At 39.5% G+C, this 22,381-nt stretch carries 19 protein-coding genes and 2 pseudogenes; 1 reads left to right on the forward strand and 20 read right to left on the reverse strand.

Annotated elements, in window-relative coordinates:
• Positions 1-226: 226 nt before the first annotated feature.
• On the forward strand, positions 227-484 hold the full coding sequence (locus PN838_RS09285; RefSeq protein WP_272180473.1) for a hypothetical protein: 258 nt from the start codon (positions 227-229) through the stop codon (positions 482-484).
• Here the strand turns inward: PN838_RS09285 and PN838_RS27170 are convergent.
• The 20 genes and pseudogenes from PN838_RS27170 to PN838_RS09385 all read right to left on the reverse strand — a co-directional run bounded on the left by PN838_RS27170 (position 473) and on the right by PN838_RS09385 (position 22,300).
• Positions 473-829, reverse strand: a complete 357-nt coding sequence (locus PN838_RS27170) for a [protein-PII] uridylyltransferase family protein (RefSeq protein ID WP_370661102.1) — start codon at positions 827-829, stop codon at positions 473-475. The two genes, PN838_RS09285 and PN838_RS27170, sit on opposite strands and share 12 nt — an antisense overlap.
• A 123-nt stretch (positions 830-952) precedes the next feature.
• Positions 953-3,300, reverse strand: a pseudogene (gene glnE / locus PN838_RS09295) (bifunctional [glutamate--ammonia ligase]-adenylyl-L-tyrosine phosphorylase/[glutamate--ammonia-ligase] adenylyltransferase); the annotation flags it as partial.
• Between the two features lie 4 nt (positions 3,301-3,304).
• A complete protein-coding gene (locus PN838_RS09300; protein WP_272180475.1) occupies positions 3,305-3,778 on the reverse strand; it encodes a hypothetical protein in 474 nt (157 codons plus the stop codon).
• Positions 3,772-4,851, reverse strand: coding sequence for a CYTH domain-containing protein (locus PN838_RS09305; protein ID WP_272180476.1), 1,080 nt, complete (start codon positions 4,849-4,851; stop codon positions 3,772-3,774). The genes PN838_RS09300 and PN838_RS09305 overlap by 7 nt, the downstream gene beginning before the upstream one ends.
• 83 nt (positions 4,852-4,934) lie before the next feature.
• The gene (locus tag PN838_RS09310; protein WP_272180477.1) at positions 4,935-5,636 is read right to left on the reverse strand and encodes a hypothetical protein; all 702 of its coding nucleotides are present in this window, start codon (positions 5,634-5,636) and stop codon (positions 4,935-4,937) included.
• A 212-nt stretch (positions 5,637-5,848) separates the two neighbouring features.
• Positions 5,849-6,415 (reverse strand): hypothetical protein, encoded by a 567-nt coding sequence (locus PN838_RS09315; protein ID WP_272180478.1) that lies wholly within the window; start codon positions 6,413-6,415, stop codon positions 5,849-5,851.
• A gap of 39 nt (positions 6,416-6,454) precedes the next feature.
• Complete coding sequence (locus PN838_RS09320) at positions 6,455-6,670, reverse strand: hypothetical protein (protein ID WP_272180479.1); 216 nt, start codon at positions 6,668-6,670, stop codon at positions 6,455-6,457.
• A 378-nt stretch (positions 6,671-7,048) separates the two neighbouring features.
• Positions 7,049-7,402: a hypothetical protein gene (locus PN838_RS09325; protein ID WP_272180480.1), complete on the reverse strand. Its 354-nt coding sequence runs from the start codon at positions 7,400-7,402 to the stop codon at positions 7,049-7,051.
• Positions 7,403-7,459: 57 nt separating this feature from the next.
• Positions 7,460-8,311: a hypothetical protein gene (locus tag PN838_RS09330; protein WP_272180481.1), complete on the reverse strand. Its 852-nt coding sequence runs from the start codon at positions 8,309-8,311 to the stop codon at positions 7,460-7,462.
• A 108-nt stretch (positions 8,312-8,419) separates the two neighbouring features.
• Entirely contained in the window at positions 8,420-9,022 is a 603-nt protein-coding gene (locus PN838_RS09335) for a hypothetical protein (protein WP_272180482.1), read from the reverse strand.
• A gap of 504 nt (positions 9,023-9,526) precedes the next feature.
• Positions 9,527-10,104, reverse strand: a pseudogene (locus PN838_RS27175) (DUF2726 domain-containing protein).
• 126 nt (positions 10,105-10,230) lie between these two features.
• Positions 10,231-11,454 carry a hypothetical protein gene (locus PN838_RS09345; RefSeq protein ID WP_272180484.1) on the reverse strand — a complete coding sequence of 408 codons (1,224 nt, stop codon included), beginning with the start codon at positions 11,452-11,454 and terminating at the stop codon, positions 10,231-10,233.
• A gap of 304 nt (positions 11,455-11,758) precedes the next feature.
• Entirely contained in the window at positions 11,759-13,738 is a 1,980-nt protein-coding gene (locus PN838_RS09350) for a leucine-rich repeat domain-containing protein (protein ID WP_272180485.1), read from the reverse strand.
• Positions 13,725-13,853, reverse strand: coding sequence for a hypothetical protein (locus PN838_RS09355; protein WP_272180486.1), 129 nt, complete (start codon positions 13,851-13,853; stop codon positions 13,725-13,727). Before PN838_RS09355 ends, PN838_RS09350 begins: the two co-directional genes overlap by 14 nt.
• Before the next feature lie 85 nt (positions 13,854-13,938).
• A complete protein-coding gene (locus PN838_RS09360) occupies positions 13,939-17,832 on the reverse strand; it encodes a pullulanase-associated domain-containing protein (RefSeq protein ID WP_272182556.1) in 3,894 nt (1,297 codons plus the stop codon).
• Positions 17,816-19,129 carry a thrombospondin type 3 repeat-containing protein gene (locus PN838_RS09365; RefSeq protein ID WP_272180487.1) on the reverse strand — a complete coding sequence of 438 codons (1,314 nt, stop codon included), beginning with the start codon at positions 19,127-19,129 and terminating at the stop codon, positions 17,816-17,818. The genes PN838_RS09360 and PN838_RS09365 overlap by 17 nt, the downstream gene beginning before the upstream one ends.
• 1 nt (position 19,130) lies before the next feature.
• On the reverse strand, positions 19,131-20,231 hold the full coding sequence (locus tag PN838_RS09370; protein WP_272180488.1) for a hypothetical protein: 1,101 nt from the start codon (positions 20,229-20,231) through the stop codon (positions 19,131-19,133).
• 475 nt (positions 20,232-20,706) lie between these two features.
• Entirely contained in the window at positions 20,707-21,330 is a 624-nt protein-coding gene (locus tag PN838_RS09375; RefSeq protein ID WP_272180489.1) for a hypothetical protein, read from the reverse strand.
• 32 nt (positions 21,331-21,362) lie between these two features.
• Complete coding sequence (locus tag PN838_RS09380) at positions 21,363-21,878, reverse strand: hypothetical protein (RefSeq protein ID WP_272180490.1); 516 nt, start codon at positions 21,876-21,878, stop codon at positions 21,363-21,365.
• A 65-nt stretch (positions 21,879-21,943) separates the two neighbouring features.
• The gene (locus PN838_RS09385; RefSeq protein ID WP_272180491.1) at positions 21,944-22,300 is read right to left on the reverse strand and encodes a hypothetical protein; all 357 of its coding nucleotides are present in this window, start codon (positions 22,298-22,300) and stop codon (positions 21,944-21,946) included.
• Between the last annotated feature and the right edge of the window lie 81 nt (positions 22,301-22,381).

Here is a 22,381-nt window from a genome sequence, read left to right on the forward strand (position 1 = left end):
CTGAGTCGAAAACAAAGTTTTTAGAAACCAAACAACTGCTTCTCACCATCAAAAAGAACTATTACCAATATAATAACCCCAGCTTTCAAGTGGAGCTTTATACCAACCTGAGTCACTGCACTGGTCAATTAAATCAACGAACGGCTGCCATAGAAGCTTCAAAAAAGCAATTTTTTGGGCGAAAGAAAATGCCAACCGACAGCAAATTGGGATCACTGAATTTAACTTGGCAAGGGCCTACCAAAATGCCAAGCAATATACTAAATCCAGACGGACTTATTTAACGTCTATCCGAAGCTTTGTTGAATCGAAGGATAAAGTAAGTGAAGCAATAGCCTATTTGCGACTGATAGAAGTAAGTAAAGCAATAGGGGATAAAAAGACGATTGCTCGCAGTTTTACGCAACTTGATACTCTGGCAGAAAGCGAAGATTTACCAGAACGGATCATTACTTGGAAAAATGAACTTCAGTTAACCAAGTAAGCGTGTCCAGGTTTTTCTCACCTGCCCGATGTGAGTTGGTAGTGCCTTCACCGACAACAGCTTTTTGGCGTTGTTTAAAGAAGCTTTGTGATAATGCTCCCTAAATTCGATATAAGCTTGAGTCAACGAATCGAAGTCTGCCTGTTCAATCAATTTCAGTTCTAACGCACAATTCAAAATTCGGATATTATCGGAATATTTGGTCAATTCTGGATGTTTCTCAGCAAACTGTAAAACCAAGTATTGAGAAATAAACTCAATATCTGCGATCCCACCTCTAGATTGTTTTAAGTCAAATAGCTCTTCTGTTTCCTTCGACAAATTGTCATGCATTTTTGTTCGCATCTCTGCAATTTGTTTTGTCAAAACGTCATTCTCTCGTGACGTTGACAAAATACTGAGTCGAATTTGATCAAACCGTTTTGCCAAAATATCATCCCCGGCCACAATTCGGCTACGCACTAGTGCTTGGTGTTCCCACGTCCACGCTTCGGTTGTTTGATATTCATAAAACGTCTCTATATTAATCGCCAATAATCCTGATGCACCTGACGGACGCAATCTCGTATCAACTTCATACAACTCACCAGACATCGTGCGAGTGGTAAATAAATGGAGGAGTCGTTGCGCTAGCTTAAGATAGAACTGACGAGAATCGATTGCCTTTTTGCCGTCGGTTTCTTTTGACGACTGGCAACCATGAATGAAGACTATGTCTAAGTCTGAACCGTAACCTAATTCAAAACCCCTAATTTTCCGTAACCAATAATAGCAAAGTTTTTATGGTCATCGGTTGCGCCTTCAGGATAGCCGAAGCGTTTTATCATTTGTTGCCATGCAATGCCCGTCGCTTGTTCTAAGCAGGCTTCAGCAATCTCGGTCAAATGGTCGCTGACTTGCATCAAACTTGCAACTCCTGTCACGTCACAGGCTGCTATAACCAATTGATTGGTTAGCTTAAACTGTCTCAGCACTTCCATTTGCATTTCTAAATCATCGGGTTCTACCCGTAATAATTGTCGACGTAGATCATCGTTATAATTAGTTAGATCAGGGATCTTGTATAACTGCTTCGGATCAATGAGTTGATCCAACAACAGTGGAAATCGACTTATTTGCTGGCCAATAAACTGACATGACGACGTCAACTTGATAAGTTGCGACAACGCCCCTGCGTTTTCAACCAATAACTCAAGGTAGGCTGTTCGAGACGCTATCTTTTTCAGTAGAACTAAAATCTCTGTAAACTCAACCTTACCTACTTTTTGCTCAGCGCATTCCATCAGTAATTGAGGCATTAATTGATCTAATCGTTCACGACCCCTTGCGCCACTGACTTGTTTGATTAAGTCCGATTTTTGTTTCCAAACGACCTCGGCATGATCAAAATCATCCATCACAGCAGGCTTTTCGTCTTGCTCCCAAACATCATTCCACTTGGCCAACTTAGCGTCATTTGACTTATCTTCTGCTTGTTCCGGTTCACCGACTACACTGATAAACATTTGACTGACACGTTTGTTAATTTCAGCAAGGTGATTAAGAAACGACTGCCAATCTGTAAATCCAAATAACTCGATAAGCCGAGTTTGCAGTTCAGGTTCGGTCGGTAAGGTTTGCGTTTGTTGGTCGCCAAACGCTTGGAGGTACTGCTCGCATTGCCTTAACCACAAATAATCTTCGGCAAGGGCTTTACCTTCTGCGCCACTAAATACATTTAAGGTAACTAATTCAGGTAACGTTTTTAGCAAACTTGCTTGCTGTAATTGCGGTTCTTTACCGCCCCTAAGCATTTGCATCGCTTGAACGATAAATTCGATTTCTCTAATGCCGCCACTGCCCAATTTAATATTGAGCACAATTCGTCTTCGTTTAACTTCGTTTTGGATCTGTTTTTTCATCGTTCGTAACGATTCGATCACACTAAAATCAATGTAGCGTCGAAAAACAAAAGGTTTAAGTACTTTGACTAAAACTTGGTGCTGAGAAGATTCTATGTTTGAAATGCTGCCGACCTGTCCGAGCGGTCTTGCCTTGAGTAATGCGTATCGCTCCCACTCTCGACCTTGATTTTGATAATAATCCTCAATGGCATCAAAACTCGACACCAATGGGCCACTTTCTCCAAATGGTCTCAATCGCATATCGACTCGGAATACCTGCCCATCCCCGGTAACTTCATCCAACAATTGAATGATTTTCTGCGCCAGTTTGGTGAAGTAAATTTGGAAATCTTCGGACTTTCTTCCGCCTTGAGTTTCGCCTTTTTCGCTGTAACAAAAGATCAAATCGATATCACTGGAAAAATTAAGTTCATAACCACCGAGCTTTCCCATTCCCAATGCAATTAACGCTATCTCGTCATGTTCTTTATTCAAGGCTTGGCCAAATCGAGGTTTAAGCGACTCAATGGACCAAGTTCGGCTTACGACATACAGTTCATCTGCTAATTTAGACAGCAATAACATCGATTCTTTAATCGACGTCAATGCAAGAAAATCGTCGGCGGCAATAAGCACCATAGTTTTGTGTCGGAAGACTCGCAGGTGCTTTTGAAATGTCTTTTCATCAGGTTCTGCTAATAATTCAGTTGGGAAATGAATATCAACAGATTTACCATGTGCTAAATGTTCAGATAATTCCGAACAAACTTGGGGGTATTTTAAACAAGTTTGAAAAATAAACTCACTGCGAGCAAACAGATATCCGATGGTTCTTATTATTTCTGATGCTGCTGTTATTTGCTCATGCTGCGATTCAAATTCACTCAGTCTCTGAGCGGCTAACTGAGTATCGTACAATGTGTTTATTTTCATTAAATTACCAATAAGGCTTAAGTTTGCAACAATTTTTAGTCGATGCGCTAACGGCAATTAACAGACTTTGTTGTTTGCTTGCGATCCAACTTTTATGCACTTCGAGTTTCGGATGTGTCGCCAAATTTTCATCAACGAGTTTTTCCAATGTATTTAACAGCATAAGTTCTTCACAGCCGATCAAAAGATCAACTAAAGGATTTCTAAAACTATGCCAATCTTCGGTGTCATACAAGCGGCCAACACACAATCCAGTTAACAGCTCTGTTGCAAGCGGCCAATACAGTTTTTCGATATAGGAGCTTTGAGTAACATCTTTTAATTCAAGTAACTGCGGCTTTAATTTGCTCCATGCTTTATCCAACCATTGTTCGGATATCCTTCTGATCGGTTGGTTTAGCTCTGATATTTGATTTAACGACAATTCCGTTCGCCACTGTTTATGGGTTAACCAATTGATCAGATTAAGGATCAACAAGTTATATTCTGGACTTTGGAAAAAGCTGACGCGTCGGCCATTTGCTCTTCATGAGTCATTTGGCGTCGTAATAATTCGCTTAGCGATTCACTGTCTTTAATCTTGTTTCGGTAGGGTGTAGGGCGGTTAGTGAGCTGTTTGAATTGATAAAAGATATCAACCCAGCTCAGAGTTTTTCGACAGTGTTTAAACCCTTTAATTAACTGTTCTGCACTTGCTACCGGCAATACTTTTGAGAACAATTGTAGAATATGAATTAACTGCGAAAAACCGTCAATGGTGCGACGAAGTGCCTTTAATGAATGTTGTTCAACAAAGACCATTTCATGATGCTGAACAAACTTTAATCCTTCGCTCAACATTTGGATCATTCCGTGCTCAACAGTCACGTCGTGTTCGACATTAATCGCTTCCAAATTGTAGCTTTCTAACGTTTTGTCATTAACTAACATGTAACCGCGCGCGGCTTTACTTAGGGTCCCAAACCGCAGTGGTAAGTGAACAACCAAAAATTGCGCTAGATTGAAAATGTCAGCGACATTGCCTTTAACAAGCTCAAGTTCGATCTCACAAATAGGCGTTTTGTTTTCACCTGATTCAACATAACCTTCATCTAAAACGCATTCTATAAGCGTGCCGCTGGGCATAGTGATGTGCCAAATGTTTCGGCTAAATACGGTTTCAAATTGCTTGATGAGTTTTCGTTGGAGCTTTTCTGTTTCGAAATTGGCTGGCCAAATGGTTGGATCAAACTGAGTAAGATCAGCAAAACATTTTGTCTGGGGAACATCACTTAGCCGAACATTATGTTCAGGTCGCTGGTGTAAACCGCCAATATCTTTACCCGCCAGTTTGACCGTTTGTTCACTCCAACCTTGGCCGTTTTTATCTTCACTACAACGAGTTCTAAGTCCCATATCAAAGGCTCTTAGGTCATTATCCGGTGTGTCAAAATAGGCGTTACTTAATACTAAGGTTGGTTTACGAACTGCTCGAAACATGTCGTTCTCAATCAATTTTTTAAACTGATCAATCTTGTTTTCGTGCAATAAAAATTTTAATTCTATTTCCATTCGACTCTAAATATTTTTCTTTCTTTCGAAGTTATAAAACTAGCAGTAATCCTTGATTCATTAAAGCAAAGAACTGCGAAATATTAAATTAACGATATAGCTGCCGTACAACTCGGTCGGCCGTATAAAACAGAACGTTGATTACCTGAAAGCCCATTATTGGTAAACGGCTTATTTATCGGTCTATTATCCGAACTTATTTTTTGCCCTGGTGAACCACGGGGTTTGTCAGTATCAATCGGTCTTGTTTCAATAATACTCAGTTTCAACGGTTCGATCTTGTGTTCCGCTGTATCCAAAATAATGCCTTCACCCCGTTTAACTTGAAAATGTGCGCTTTGGTATTTTAAGTCAACGTCGCAGGAGACATTATGTATATTCACGGCTTTGCCAACCGGGACATTAAATGTTGAAGTACGCCCTAGGTTTAAATGAAGCATAGTTTGAACACTATTAGTTGTGCCCCTACTTTCGGCCGTAAAATGCGTATTTGTTTTATTCGGAGGCTTTTCTGGTTTAGTTATATTGGAATGTTCGACAACCTTTTTACTTGGCGTAAGGCTAGTTGCTAAGTAATTGATATTCGCCAATTGATGGGTCGTACGCGCTATCTCACTTTTTGTCATTATGATATCAAAATACAAAATAGATGAACCGCTAACAAAACTGATGATAATTAAGGTGTAAATTAGTTTGCCATTTACCAAGTTATTTACATGTTTTATGTTCAAAAACATAGAAATAAAAAATGCAAATCCGATAAAAATGATAGCGACTTCTAACAATTTAATTTTCCTATAGAAACACAATTTTCATTATGTTGTCGATTAAATAAGGAGCAAAGTTACTTATAACAATTCTTTGCTTTAATTGGAATTAATCTAAATAGAAACAGGCCTTATAGCACTTTGCAAATACGTTAGATTTTTGCGATAGCGACAAAAAAACCAGTAGCCTAAGCTACTGGTTTTTCTATAAATCAAAATACATTAATTGGTTAAAACAGTATAGAAATACCGCCACCTAAACGAAGAAACTCTTCGGTTACATCATCATTAAATTCGGCTGTGCTCTCATCTTGTGGCTCATAACCTGTGTAGTCATATTTCGCGTATTCTGCTTTAGCATATAACCAACCATAGGATAATTTTGCATTGGCGGACAAACCTTGTCCTGTACCATTTAGATTATATTGAGAACTTTCGTTGTGCCAATCGTCTATTAAATCAGCATCAATAATCTTAGAGTAAGCGGCACTTAATGCTAATGCTCCGCTTTCGCCAAACGTAAATTGCACTGAAATACCGCCAAAGATACCGGTTGAGTCAAACGTTGTATTTGTTACTAATGGTTTATTGCCACTTTCGGTGCTAATCAAAAATGCTGGGTAATCTTGCGTTGAATCTTCTGGATTTTGGTAATCATAATAAATGTCATGTTGGAATTCTGTAGAAGTGATTTTTACCCCACCAAAAAGTGAAAAGTGCTCAAAACCAAAACCCGTTGTTAAGCTCACTTCACTTCGGTCAACGCCGCCATTGTCTTTTAGATCAATATCATTCACTTGATATTGGTCATTATAAAATCCGTGTAATTCAGAATCCTAGGTTGTCTTTACATCGATATCAACATAAAACGCATCGATGCCAAAGGTTGCTCCACCACCAATCGTAATTAAGTTTAAGTCAACGACAGTGTCGGCACCACTAGAAGATGAGTTTCCATTTTCTATATCGTCGCTAGACTGAGTGGCCAAAGACTGTTGATACTGAGTAAAACTATACTCTACACGCGGTGCAAACCAAACATCTGCAAACACTTGTGTCGACGCCAGGACGTAATACCAAACAAAGCAACTCTCAGTGAATTTTTCATTATATTTCCCTTTTTAACAATATTTTCAATAATCTTAAGCTTGATTTACGTTTTAACAACAACGGTTTCAAATCGCTATTACTTTGAATTTCCGTTGAATTCAAACACTCATTTTAGACCACTTATAAAATAGCAACGTCGTTTATCGCCCCGTTTATCGCCCCATGGATGCGTATTATTATAAAACCTAAACGACAATTAGACTCATACAAAAATCACGCTTACTTCATTAACCTACTCTTAAAAATAGTAAGTAATCATAGAAAGTCACTATTAAACTTGAATTCGTTACGCCTTTAATTACAAATAGAAGCGTAAAGCGCTATTCAGCGTGTTTAATACCAATCAACAAATAGAGAGTACCGGTTTTAGGATCGACCCATCGTTTGAGTTCCTCAACGGTTTTTTCGCTAAGTACTGATGTGATTGACGTTTGAATCGTATCAACCCTAATCTTAGGATCTACATTTTTACCGCGAGATGCGTAGGTTTTACTGTCTATATGGATTTCAAATTGTTTAGCCAAATTGGCCTTAGCCATCATTTCCGCTGCTTTATCTCTAAATCGTTCTGCGTGTTTTTTATTTGGTTTTAATTTACCTATGCCTAGTCCAGTTACATAACCTTCCACATAGCTGTCGACAGCCCAACTAAGGCGCTGAAGGGGTAACCGCATAAGTTGAACCACAAAACAGGATAACGATTGCAATTAAGCATTGGCGAAAAAACATAATTAAAATCCACCAACCGCGCGTCTAATGGTTTTTTTCGGTTGGCTTTCTAGTTCTAATATTTTGTCCAATGCCGCTTTTAATCGAGACTCACCAGCAACTTTAGCTAATCCAGAGTTTACTAATTCACGAGCTTCATCAAAATCACCGTCTTCTGCAAGATCCACGGCATCTTCTGCAGCATCTTCAAATATCTTCTGGTAATACTCTTTTGCTTTGCTATTACTTGGTTCGTAATCTAAAACCAACTTAACTTTATCAAAGGCATTTGATGATGATGGGCTAAAGTATTTATCTTTACGGATTAAGTAACGTGCAGATGTCAGCAAAGACTTAATTTCTTTACTCGACAATTTTCGAGCTTTCTCTTCTGCGAATTGTTGGATCTTCTTACTTTCGGATTTAACTACTGGTTGTTGCGACACTTTGTACGCATTTAAGTATTCTGGGATCCAATGACTTGCAGTAACACCAATATCAGTTTGTAGCTTTTGGTAATTTAATACCAGACTGTTGCCGTTAGTCATTTTGTTCGACACGGCGTACTCTTTAGCCTTGATGCTAACGCCACCGTCTAACATAGTTAACAACATTTGAGTTCGTTCATGTCCAATATTAATGCCTGCCATCTCACGTGCAATGGCAAAGGCACTTTGACTTGGGCCTTCAAAGTTTTCTAAATTGATATGTTTTAAACCTTGGGTGAACAACGTGTCTAAAACGACGTTCATATTTGGTTGAACAGGTGTGCTATTTAACGGTTGCGGGGAATTCTGATTTAGCGAATTATTGACATCCACATCCAATACGGCCGCACCTTCTACAAATCGATATACCGAATACTCTAGTGACACTTTTTCTCTAAACTTTTCTATTAGCGCCTTAGTCTGCAGCAGCAGAAACTGAAGCGGTAACTTCAACCACTAGAATAATTGAACGAGATTGTGGATTATAGTCTTCACTTACAACGACTTTTTAACATCACTAAGTCGATTTTTACTGAATTTTTCTACGTAGTCCGATTCCAATTCGAAATCTTGCACAACACTTTTACTGGTGATCAGTTGTTTGCTGTCTTGAATTTTATTCGTCGCTTTATCGTAGCCGCGATTTTCGCAATCATCTACAGACTCATTACGCGAACAAGAAACTTGTTCACGTTCACTTGCGCGAACTGGGCTTTCAAATTTAGTAATTTCATCCGCGACTTTTAAATCGATAGTTTGATCGATCAATTGGTTTAAACTGCGATTAGATTTTTTGTAGCGACTTTCTGCGGAATCAACTTGAACCAATATATTTTTAGCACGATTTTCAACGGCTATTAGCTCGTTCTCTTTAGCTTTATATTCCGCGTCTTTTTGTTCAATTTGTTGAGTGACTTCGAGTAGTGCTTTGATTATGGTTGAGTTCATCGGCGCATTTTTAAAGCCATTTTGATCGGTCTTTAACTTGTCGACTTCTTTTTCGATTGCACCAAGATTATTCTGAATAAACATCTGTTTAGATTGAACATCTTCATAGTCTGCAGCGTATTTTTGATAATTCGCAAATAAATTTGCCACTTCCCTTTTTTGCTCTTCAGTTCAGCAACTGATGCCGCATTCGCCTGCATGGCAAATAGACCAATTGCTAAAAGCACAATGGTCATCGTCAAATTACGCAATTTCATGATTTTCCCTAAACTACACACTACAATTTATCTCTATCGCCAAATTATAGTTCAACAGTTAATCTATTTCATTATCTAATTGGCACACATACCAACAAATTAGCCGAATTTGGTGGATTAGAAAAGTTATTTCTGGTTAAAAAGTGACTTATTACAATCCATATACTTAATTAGTCTAAAAGTTGAATTTTGGGTTATTTAAATTGTTGTTTTATCGAAACTAGGCGTGGTTTTTACTCATGAGGAAATTACTAAATTATTGAGCTGTGTGAATTAGGTAAACACAATGTTGAAAGGCGAGTCAGGCAAAACAGGATATTGTAAACAATACCCTGTCATTGAGATAATTAAGCAATATCCAAAGCGTGTTAAGACGCTTTGGCAAATGGTAGGCTTGTTAGTTGAGCTTTAACTTGGCTTGCAGATAGCGCTCCAACAGGACGACGCGGAATATTGCCTTTGATGATCGGCTCGGGAGGATGAGCACGTTCTTTTTGCCTATTTTGTATAAGATACCATTTCGAATTTCTTCAACCTGATAGCCTTTCTTAACTTTAATTCTGATGTGAGGAATGCCAGCGGCTTCTAAAGCACCTGTTACAAACCAATCCGCCTTAGACTTATGCCCGCCTTGTGTTTGGTTAACTAAGTCAACAGCCGCAATGATCCTAAAATCTTTTGGGTCGCATAAAACGTAGTCAATAACGCGACTTCCAGCTTTTAATGCGGCGGAACGTTTTGCTCGCCCCCCACTGAATCTTTAGGCTGAATGATGTCATTGAGTCGAACGCGATTAACAATTTTAAAGTCTTGTCCAACAGCGCGGTCTAATAAAGCATAAAATCCACGCTCAATATTAGTAAATAATTGTGCCTTCTTCTTAAACGGATAAGGGTTGCTCGTGTCAATAAAATGACTGGCAACGACTCCAATTGTAATAACTAAACCGATAAGTAAGACTAGTGCCCACTCCATAACTGTCTCCAAACAAAACGTTATATTTCTGATGTATTGTTTAAAGCAATTACCACGCCATCTCTTTGCAATATGTTAAAAATAAAAAGCCACAACACGTTGTGGCTTTAATATTAAAATGGCGACTTAGTCATATTTTTCGACTGGATACCAAGTAAGGTCCACTTCTTCAAATATACCGTCACCGTCGTTATCAACTTGCAGCTCGACAACACCGTTTAGATAGTCACCTATCGAGTCATCAAAAGCGACTTGCCAAACCAATCGGTCAGTATATGTCTCACTGTTATAATCAATTACTACCGCTCCTTCAGTATCGAGGTGCCACGTAAAGTTATGAATACCATCCCACTCCATAACACCTGTACCGTCCTGATTAAGGATAATAGAGCGCTCAACCAATATTTCATCGACATATTCATATAAAAGATGACTCCCCACAACGTCGTCCAATCCCATTGCAATAACCTGATCAAGTGGGATCAAAACAGCATCAACAGTTTCGCTATCATAATTGCCATCTAGGTCATCATCTATCGTTAGAACAACTTCAAGTCCGGCTAGCGCGCCGTTTTCATCACGTTTATGATTTTTGAATCGGTATATATCAGGAAGTCCACCGCTCCCGTAATCAACATTAATTTCCATTAAATTAGGATCAAACTGCCAATTAAACGTCTCTATGCCGTCCATTTCATCCCAGATCGCATAGCCGGTTCCATTAGTTTGGAAGTTCTGTTGGTAGCGGGCGTGTTCGTCGATGACATATAAATTAAATGCGCCGTCAATGTCTTCGATGGCCACATAATCTGGGCGATACGCATTTGCGTCAATCATAGCCGCTTCAGCGTCTAATTGTGATGTGTTTACGTCAATAATAGATAATATTCCGTTGGCAACGGTCACTTCTTTATCTAGGCCATTCAACCCGTGATTACTGTCACTTTCGTCAACAACAACTGACGTCATAATGAAAGTATCTTTATCCCAAGTGTAGGTTCCATATTCACCGGTCACTTGCTGAGTATTTGAATCCTCAGTGGTATGAATATAGAAATATCTATTTGCGTCGATAATCGTTAGTACGCTATGGCCCGCAAAGCCTCCTGAACTTGGTGTAATCCAAGAACCCGCAATTTCATTTTCGCCAACAATACGATGTAACTCAAACGTTTCGCCACCATTTTCATATAATGTCAGCATGTCTCCATTATATGATAGCAGTGAAGGTTCAGTCGTAAGGCCCGCATCTCCGTCGCTCTCACCAATCAAATAAGCTTGGAATTCACCAGTCGATTCGTTCCAACTATAGTTTCCAAACTCACCAGAAACTAAGTTGCTATTTTCCATATTTTTAGTGTGACCTAGGATATATTGATGGTCGTTAATAAAGATTAAGACATTATAATCTGAGTCATCGAGTTCATTGCCTAAATACCAAGCGCCAATTAAAGATTGTGAATAAACTTCCTTAGTCAGTAAGGCGTAAGAAAACTCCGTAAGGTTGTAGTTACCATCGCCATATTCTGAAACTTCTAATGTGACACTGCCTGAGAAATAGACTTGGTCATTTCTATCTGTGTAATGCCATGTCCAACGATCTGTCTCAATCGTATTAATATCGTCATAAACTACAACAACTCGACCTTCTGCATCAAACGACTAAGGTAAACGTTTCTGGGTTTACATCCCAAGTTACAACGCCAGTACCATCTTCATTAAATACGATTTCTTGCTCCGTATTATTACTCGGATTGGTAAATGTATGTCTACCAGCCACATCTGTTAAACCTACATAGGCAAGAGTAGATTTAGAAGCACTAAAACGTTGTTCTAAATGTTTCTCGTAAATACCGTCATTATTGAAGTCAACTTCAATACCAACTATGCCTTCACTGTAGCCATACTCTTGCTCAAAAAACGTGCGCCAATACCAACGCTCAACTTCATTACTTGCGTCATAATCTACAATAACGCGACCTTCATCCGTTATAGACCAATAGAACAATTCTTCGCCAAATCCCCAGTCAATTACACCGGAATGATCTGTTTCAAATGTAACACCAACATCAATCAATTGGCCTTGGTCATTTAGTACATCGGTCAGAGTATGTTTGCCGATAAGCAAATTACTGAACATACTATGATGATTAATATACTGTTCAACATAAACCCCACGAGCTTCGAGGTCACTCATTTGGCTAATAATGACCGGTGATGAATTAGCTAACTCTACCCTTTCAAGATCATCAAAACTAAGTAAGAAACTCATGTCTTCAACAATCATGTCATTAATAAATAGCTCTCTTAGTTTTGTAAACTGACCAACCGAGTCATTTATCGCTTGTTGAGACCATTGAGGCCCCCAACCAAAGCTAAAGTTTTCAAGATTTACGAGTTTGCCAATTTCAACTGCTTCCGCATCAGAAACCTCACCATGAATGTATAAAGTTCTTAAGCTAGTTAATTGTCCAAGTACTGCAAAATCGCTCACTGTATGTGCGTCAAGTGCCAGCTCCAGAACTTCACTCCACGTTAGAATCACGTCCATTTCAATTTGCGTAGTGTCTTGTAACCCCCAAATATGTATTGCATTCATTGATGGATGATTACGCAACGATTCTATCGAAGTAACATTACCCGCGTTAATCCAAAGGGATTCTAGCGAGTCGATTGACGCTAAATCAGCTAAATCACTATTGTTAAAAATAGGGCTCGAAATAGCAAACCTACGTAAATAAGAAAGTGCCGTTAACGGGGAAAAGTCAGTAACGAATTCATTGTCGTAAATAGCAAAATCAGCAATATTTGGCAGCTGATGGATACCTGATAAATCAGTTACTTGGTAGCCGTTACAGACAACATTGGTTACAGAGTAGATTAATTCATCGGCATAACTATCGTTTAAACATGCCGATAATTCGGCATCGTTGAAATTCAACATAGAAACCGTTCGGGTATCTTCATAAGGCGTTGGGTCGTCAACGTCATTAATACCGTCATTGTCGTCATCTAAATCTTCATTATCGCCAATTCCATCCATGTCATTGTCAAATTGTTCAGCCGGATTATTTGGGAATACATCACCATTATCACCGACACCATCTCCGTCGCTATCGACTTGTTCGTTCGTATCAAATTGGAAGGCATCATTAATATTTAATACACCATCGGAATCCGCATCATCGTCAATCGCGTCGTTTACTCCGTCACCATCGGTGTCAATATTGAGCGGGTAAACTTCGTAAAAATTCAATCGTGGCAGGATCCGCATATACCAGTTTTCAACTTTGTTATTGAAGTCCCAGTAGTTGCTATTTTCCATTTCCCACTCAAGGACATAGAGTCGTTGGCCTTCTTGCGCTACCGGCACCCAATGACGTTTGTATTGTGGATTACAGTTCAGATCTGAATCAGCACAATTTACATTGTTGTATTGCTCATCAATGCCCGTTTCAATCGTAATGGTGCCATCTTTTAACTGCCAGTTATTGGCTATCCAACCCCCATTTGGATAACTAAGATCTAAATCGTTACCAAAGATGGTTCGACTTGCACCACCATTTTCCAAACGGTAGCCATAAACCCAATCTGGCTTAACGCCATGTTCATCAAATGAATCAGGGTTTGTCATTGACTAAGGCACTTAGCACCGCTTGATCGACAATAAACGAGCTATCGACGCTGAGTTCATGTTCAACAACCAAGTCGTAATCACTATAATGTTCGCCGTTAAATTCAGACGACACAAGCGCAGAGAAAGACTGGGCGAATGTTTTATGCTTTTTAACTTTAACTAATCCTACCTAGGATAAGTAAGTACCAACTCGCTATTTACAACCTGCTACAGGTAAAGTCAGGAGTCAAACCGGTTATCGATACATTGTTGTTCATATCAACTATATCAGTGATGGTAGAATCGATTTCACCATCGTCGTCTGAGTCATATGGTAAACCTAGGAACGTGTAGACACCGTTAAAATTGGCCGTTGATAAAGTGTCAAATTGCATTTCAGATTCAACACGATAAGTCGCATTATATTGGTTTCTTATCGCTAATTTTGCCGCCGCACCAACAGAACCATATAACGCTTCTCGGTAGTTATCATCAACAGGTAAATACGAAGCTGTGGTTACTATCCTAAAGTGGCGTTCCAACTGGCTTTCTTCAATTAACGACAGCTCTTCTTTCGTACTTCTAACTTCAACTTCAAAGCTGTTTTCACCAAATTCATCAACAAAACGCAACGCAGTATCGAAGTCGACAACACCAACATCAAGAAGATCCCAAGCCGTAAACCATACAACTTCAGTGTCGCCATTCAAGTCGGCAATCGCTGTATTATTAACTACGCTCCAAGTTCCTGAAATATCACCATTAAAATTAGAAGCACGGTATTCACCATTTGCCCCATAAGACAAGCGAATGCCATTTGCGGTAAACAAGTTAAAGTCTGGATTTGATCCACGACCAGAAGAGATCAGAATGTATTCGTTAGTAAATGAATTGGCATTAATCTCAACCTTTACACCATATTCTGGATCGAGAGGATCGACATCGTTTTCATCGTCAACACCGTCATTATCATCGTCTAAGTCGGCGTTATTACCTATCCCGTCTTGGTCTGTATCGTGCGACTCATTAGGATCAAATGGGAAACTATCGTCATTGTCGTTTACTCCATCATTGTCGTCATCGTTATCCCAAGTATCTGAAATACCGTCTAAGTCAAAATCAAAATCGCTAAATTCCGAAGTCTCTAAGAAACCAACATTAAACGTATCTGCATTTATGTCCATTGGATCATATTGCCCAGCCCAAGCGGTAGGGTTATAGAAATATGAACCAACAAAGTAAGTGCGATTACCTACTGTTGAAAGTGGAGTGAATCGATATTCATAGTGAATAACACAGTCGATATCATTAACTGTACAGTCAGAATTTTCCGCCATGTCGCTGCGGTTAACAATATAACGTTCGACAAACGAGCCATCGATTGGGTCAATCTCCCAACGCTGATTTTCCACGACTGAGTTGTAATCAAAACCGCCGGTTTCCCAAATAAAGTGACCTGAATTCAAAGTAACTAAGAAGTCAAAATCATGAGGATATGGATTACCGCTTTCATCGTAGTTATCAGGGTCTAGTAGGTCCCAACTAAAGTTTACAAGATGATCTGCGATACCTGCAAAGCTCGCAGCTGAATCTTGAGCACCGATGTACCTATAATCGCTTAATACAGCGTCAACCATATTGTAGATATCCAACGAAGCATATGTACGTGGGTTCGTTAAAACATCAGTGGTGTCCCAACCATCCCTGTCATTTAAAGACAATACAAAGAACTGATTGGTATCACTCTCAGCGAGATAAGCTTTAAAGTCCTGAGTCTGAATGCCTTCATTGACGTTGTGTGGAATAAAGTTAATACAACTATTGTCATCAACTGTGTCAACTGTCCAATAGGCACCAAATTCTGGATCTATGCCATCGGGTTCTAAGCCATCATTCCATTCAGTATCAGTTACCAATGAGCCTGTACATTCTCCACCGGACCATACATGTAATGTCCAACCGGTGAAGTTTTTATCTTCACGATTATAATAAATTACGGCTTGATTTTGTGTTGCAGTCGCAACTGGTGTTGGCATATCGTACCCACCGGTACCATCAATCCACGCGCCCTCTATTTGCTCTTTAAGCTGAGTCGTAACTAATGAATGAACAGATGACATCCCATCAAATTCGTCATAACGAGTGAGAACAATTAAATCACCATCCTCTGTCGTTAGGTGCAATTTACCATCTATATCTATTGCCCACGAACCTTGAATATCCAAAACTTTAGACTCAAATGTTGTCGACGAGAACTCAACGGCAACATCTTTAATCATCGAGTCGTCTGAACGAGTATCGATAAGGACTGGCATCGCCCATGTTTTGTCTACAATTTCAGAATCAACAAAAGGAATAGATGTTGAGTCACTTAGCCTTGTTAACTCCACAATTTCTGCGTTTTCGACTAATAGTGGGGTTAACGATGTTGACCCTGTTAACAACTCTCTTTGCCAGTCATTAACAAATAAGATCTGTTCTTTCTCAATTGTATAAAATGTATCGACTAAGCCATCTTGTTTAATGAGATAAAGATCATTGCCAATGCTTTGCTCTCTAACAACAACGTCAGATGAGCCTATTATGTTGTAATAGGATTCCGCCGTTTGATAATCAATTATCCCCATTTCAGCGAGATAGAAAACATCTTCAATATAGGTATCCACGTCAGATTCTGAATCAATGATTAAAACATCATCAACAATTGCGAACGTACCAACTTCATAAGTTTGGTCGTCTGCATAAACAAACACACCAGTAGAATGATCAAACGATACTAACGCCCCACTTTCTTCAATGGAGAAGCTCGGTTTAGCCAAAGGAGAATTTGTGATTTCTAAGTAAGTGTTATCAATTACTGACGAGTCGATGGTCAGTTTAGCGCCAACACGAGGATCAGTTGGTGCTATGTCATCAGCATCTAGTACCCCGTCGTTGTCGTCGTCATCATCGTTTGCGTCGATAATACCGTCGCCGTCAAAATCGTCACCATTGCTCGCCGGATCCAAAGGATCAGTACCAAGTTGCAATTCAACTAAATCTGAGTAACCGTCATTATCGTCATCGTTATCGGAATTATTAGGAATATTATCGCCGTCGGTGTCGTCATCAGAAAAACTTCCTATTGCTACCGTATTGTCCCAAGCAGGCTGATAACGGCTTAAATCGTCAGGTGCAATGAAGTTAATACGAGGTAAAATATACCAGCGATCTTCCTCATCAGCGGTAATCGTTCCGTCGTAGTTCCAATCTTGAGTTCGTCTTTCACGTTCAAATACCGCGGTGAAACCCGAGCTATTCGTAGCGATGACATCCCATGTTCTTAGATAGTGATTTTCGTAAGCTGTGTTTTCGTCATACAATATTTCAAGAAATACCTGACTGTCATTAGCATCCCAAGTCCATTCAGTGCCTAAAGTAAAGAAGTCGACACCTTCGTTATACATGGTCCCTTTTTTGCCTGTAATCCCTCTATTTAATACGCCATTTGGTCCAAAACGATAACCCCAAACATTTTCAATTTTAAGTTTATCGCCGTCCCACTGATCTGCATAGCCACTGTTTATGTGCGCTATATGAACATTTGGGAACTCTTTACCTAAACCACCAATGAAGGTTGACGCGGAGTCGTCGAATGACGCTATTAGCACTGCAAGAACAAATTCACTTACACCATTTACTTGCTTATCAACCGTAGCTAAATACAGATTACCTTCTTGCTGTACCGCTGTATAAGTATAACTAACCTCACCGCTTGTTAAGACTAGTGCGCCATTATTCATTGACACATTGAAGTTGTCTTGAGCAATTTCGGTAAACGCAATATTGTCATTTGTGATTGTGAATAAATCACTTAATAAAGCGTAATTTTGAGAAAACGCTAGTTCGCTGGTTAAGGTGTAATCATAATTTAAAATCCAACGCCCAACGACGTCTGACACACTCGAACCTAACGATATATTGGCGCTAACATCAAACAATTTAGCGCTGTAACTACCCAACATTTCTTCTTTACGAGGATCATTAATAAAGACATAGTCAGTAATTGGTTCAATTTCAAAGGCGTAGGTGTCTTCAACATTTACTTCCAGTTCACTAAGGTACGCTGTCATCAACCAAAACAATTGATTTATTTACGACACCCGATGACACCATAATCCAATTCTGGCCTAACTGGCCATTTTCATAGGCGCTATTTAATTCATCAACAACTTCTTGGCTGAATGCAAAGCGCTCTAAAATTTGATCAAATGGGTAATAAATTGTTTCACTGTTTACAGTTGCGCCATTTTCCAACACCACAGCATCATCACTTATACGCCAGTCAAACTCAGCTTGAGTTATCCCATTTTGTAAACCGTGATCTGCGATCAGTGTTTTACTGCTGCCAAACGTAAAGGTTTCAGCACTTTGCGGTAAAATGCCATTTTGCCAAACACCAGTGCTTACGAAGACTTTGCCGTCTACCATAGCCGTTGTAAACTCTTTACGTTCACCGACTAATGGATCAAATGGATCGGCGTCAATTTCATCGGCTACACCGTCATTATCATCATCTAAGTCAGCATTGTCGCCAATACCATCTTTATCAAAGTCGGAGGTTTCTGCTGAATTTAATGGGAAAGCATCAACTGAGTCTTCTGCACCATCGTTGTCGTCATCTTTATCAAAACAGTTGCTAATTCCATCGCCATCAAAATCTTGATTACAGCCTTTAATATAACTAATGGCAAATGACGTCACCTCGTCAAATTCGTTATTATTGGTTGTATCTCGAGAAAGTTGCACGGTTCCAGAAGTAAACGTATTTTGTTTTAATAGTAATTCAATAGAAGAAGAGCCACTGACGCTAAGATTTAACCGCCCTTCGGAATTAATAGCCCACGTTAAAGGAGCGAGGTAATTACTCATCGAATCGGCTAATTCCGCATTGTAATATTCCGCGCCGTTAATTAAGTAACCCGTTTTATCTTCATTGAAACGAATGACGACCTGATTGCCCGTTTCAGTATCATCTAAACGATAGTTTCCTAAAGTGATATTCTCATCGATAAGCGGTATAAATGTTTCTGCAACATCGGCACAGGCATTAACTTTTGAAGTTGTTGAGAAGAGTTTTGAAGTCGCACCAGTTGTTGCCCAGAAAACCCCCTGTTTAACTGACCCTGCCAATAATCTAAATGTTGTATCGGTACTATTTTCAGTGACGACCAATCGTCCCTCATCTGAAACATCCCATGATACAGCACTACAAACTCCAGTCTCACTGCCGGCATTTACTTGCCCAGAACCATCTTGATTTAAGAAATAACTATAAACTGAATCTGACTCTGCAAAATACAAACTAAGCGTTGCAGGAATAGAAGATTTAGTTAGAACGGCGTCACGAATAGATTTTGCAATCGCCACGCTACCTTCTGTTCATGCCTGATTTACTTTCCACAGAATGGAAGGTTAATCGACTATTAACAAAACTATCAAACTCAATCTCAACACTCTTTGAGAGGGCACACGGCGTGCCAACAACACATTTACGACCTTGCGTACCATAGCTTGAAATATTCACGGTATTTGATGAAACCGAATATGAAAAATGTTCAAACTTAGTTGCGTTAGCTGGGTAATAATAGAACCCGGTATTGTCAGGCAATAACGTAAAGGTGTCGTCCGAGCCCACAGTTTTATAGGTTTTGTTAAAACTAAAGTCGCTTGGTAACGCGCTGTTACTTAAGTTGTAAGCTAAGTCAGAAAACGCATAGGTATTGTTATCTATATTCACAACAGTCGAAACATTGTAAGCAATAGAGTCTGTTACTTTACGAACCCGTCGGTAAGTAATATTTTGAGAAGGGGTTCCAGCACTACCTACGATAGCAACATTTAAGCTACCTAAAGCATCGATAGTCCAATTAAAATTGACCAAATTACCATTAGAATTAGTGAAACTGCCTTGAGAATCTTCACCAAACATCAACATTTGTGATGAGGCATTTAGCAGTGCGTTGTCCGTTGGTGCTGACGAATTATCAACAACAGTAAGGAACAATTCTTTGTTCAGCAACGATGATGTATTGTACGCGATTAAGTCAGACTGATTAATTGACGTAATAGATACACTTTCTGATTGAAATGACGTTGTTTCGCCACTTGTATTATTACGGTACTCTCCTCTCACTCTCACCAACCAACTGCGGCCATTGGCGTTATTAGCTAACTGGTTAATTGAAAAACCGTTAATGAATAATGTATTGTCGTCCTTTGCGGGATAAAGAGGCTCAGACAAAGTAAACGATGAATCAAATGTCGCAATTACTTGAGTACCAGAAACTGCCCAGCTGAAAGAACGATCGCCAGCGGTTAGAAATTGACTAACAGTACCGACATTATTTGCGTTTAACGATACACCGCCAAATAACAATTTAGAATTTTTAAATAAACTACTAAATGAACGAACGGTGTTTGCGACCACATAGTTGCCAATAAACTCTTGCTCATCGGCACTTGGAACCAAGTTTTCGTCTTCAATTATATCTTCTACAAGGTCTTCGAGGGTCAGAGTGTCAATGTCATTGTTTTCGGCAACAACTTGTTCGATACTTTCTTGAACAAACAGATCTTTGGCCTGCTCATCTTTTATTAGGTCCTCAACCAGTTCTAAAACTGTGTTGGTATTTTCAGGTAAATCCGCGCCGTAATCGACAACTAACTGAATGACCGCAGCAACTTGAATAACCTCTTCATTGTCAACTTGTTCAACTAATGCGTCGTACTCGCCTTGATTTAATACGGCACCTTCTACAGGGGCTGTTTCGCCACTTTGCTCTTCAATGATATCTTGAACAAGAACGTAAATCGCCGTGGTGACGTTAGATACATTAATATTGATATTTTCAGAGGCTGTTAATTCTCCGTCACTGCCGGCATCTTCAAGAAGCGATTTACCATCGCCTAAATAAGATTTAAATTCGACAGATTCAAAACCGCTACTAAGGCTGACCTACAGCAGTAACTTCAAATACGGCGTCTTCATCAACAAATTCAATTGGGATACGGTAAAGGCCATTTTCATCTGCAACAACTTCAAAGGTTTCTTCACCGACACGAATTGTCACTATCGCGTTTGGGATTGGATCATCAACAACAGCACCTGAAATGACAATTTCGCCATTAGCATAAAGCTCTAGCGTAATATCATGAAATATCTGGGCTGCGGCTACCGTGTCTGACTCAACGACTTCGGCGTAAACTCTTAACGTAACTTGTTGGTCTTCGCTGATGTCAGGGGTTGTGAAATCAACTATAGATGAACCATCAACTACGTCGGTCCAAACCAATGGCATTGTAAAACCAGACGGCGCGTCCACAACTTCCCAACGCACTTGGCTCGGTAACTCTTCAATGCCGTTTGTTGCGGTTACATCAGCTCGAATCGACCAAGCTGTTTGCTCTTGAATCTCAACCATTTGAGCAGCCACAATTGAAAGCGAAGCTTCGGTCTGACGGTCAATTATTGCGCCTTGAGTAACTTGAACTTCGTCATCTTTATCCAGACAACCAAAAAGCAAAACGGAGCAAAAAACTATCCCCGTTGTTTTAAGCCAATTTGTCATTTTTATTTCCTTGTCTTACATGCCGTATAATTTTAATTGATCCAAAGTATTCCAAAACTAAACTGCGTCCCAGACATATCAATGTCTGGAATAGAGGCCGTACGTTCAATTCCACCGCTATTTTCATCTTTAAATGTGGTGCTCATTTCACTAAATTGAGCCATCATAAAATCCGCATTAAACGTGAGTGCAATGCCCTTTTTAATTTCATAACTTACGCCAGCATTTAACCTTGCCTCAAATCCATTAAAAGATTCATCTATCGATTCAATTCCATATTGCTGCTCTAGTTGTGAATTTTTCGCCGTCGCTAATACTGGCAACGCCAAGTTTGCCCCGACATGCCAAGTCAATCGCTTTCTAGCATTGGAAAAAGCCGTATTGTAGTGAATGCCTGCAATCGCATTAAAATATGTTAGATCTTCTTCTATGGCGAGTGGTGATGTCAAAATTTGAGGTGGGTTAGGATCAGTGAAATATTTATCACTTTCTCTAATTTCGTTATTTAGTTCAGCTGCACGGCCTATTGCTTCAAAATTTGAACGCACAAAACCTATGGTTTTTAATTGGCCACCAAATGCGACATAAAATTCATCATCAACATGATAAACCCCTAGGCGACCATATCGGCTAAACTTAATTTACTGGTATTTTGTTGAACAATACCGTACTCGCCAACCGACCAAGTGTCTTTGGTATATTCTTTGGTAACATCGGATTTAGTATTGAGTAAAAAGCCCCATTTGCCGGTGAGACTAGTATAGGAGCTCGCATAAAGAACAGTATTTGTGACACTGATATCCGTCGCTAAGTCGCCAATGCCAGCAAAATCTTTCAGTGATTCTTGATAACGAATTGTTTGCATACCGACTTGTGTAGAATTCAAACCGGGGTAGTTTTTATCTTCAGCGCTACAATTCATGCTGACTAAAACCAAGCTTATACACGTTGCAATACTACGAATCGACATCTTCTTTCCATGTTTGGTGTTTTTATAATTCTAGGCCAGTATAGAATAAAAAATCGCAAATAGAAAACCCCACCAAGTTAA

The organism is Psychrosphaera algicola, from assembly GCF_028401425.1.
GTDB lineage: Bacteria > Pseudomonadota > Gammaproteobacteria > Enterobacterales > Alteromonadaceae > Psychrosphaera > Psychrosphaera algicola.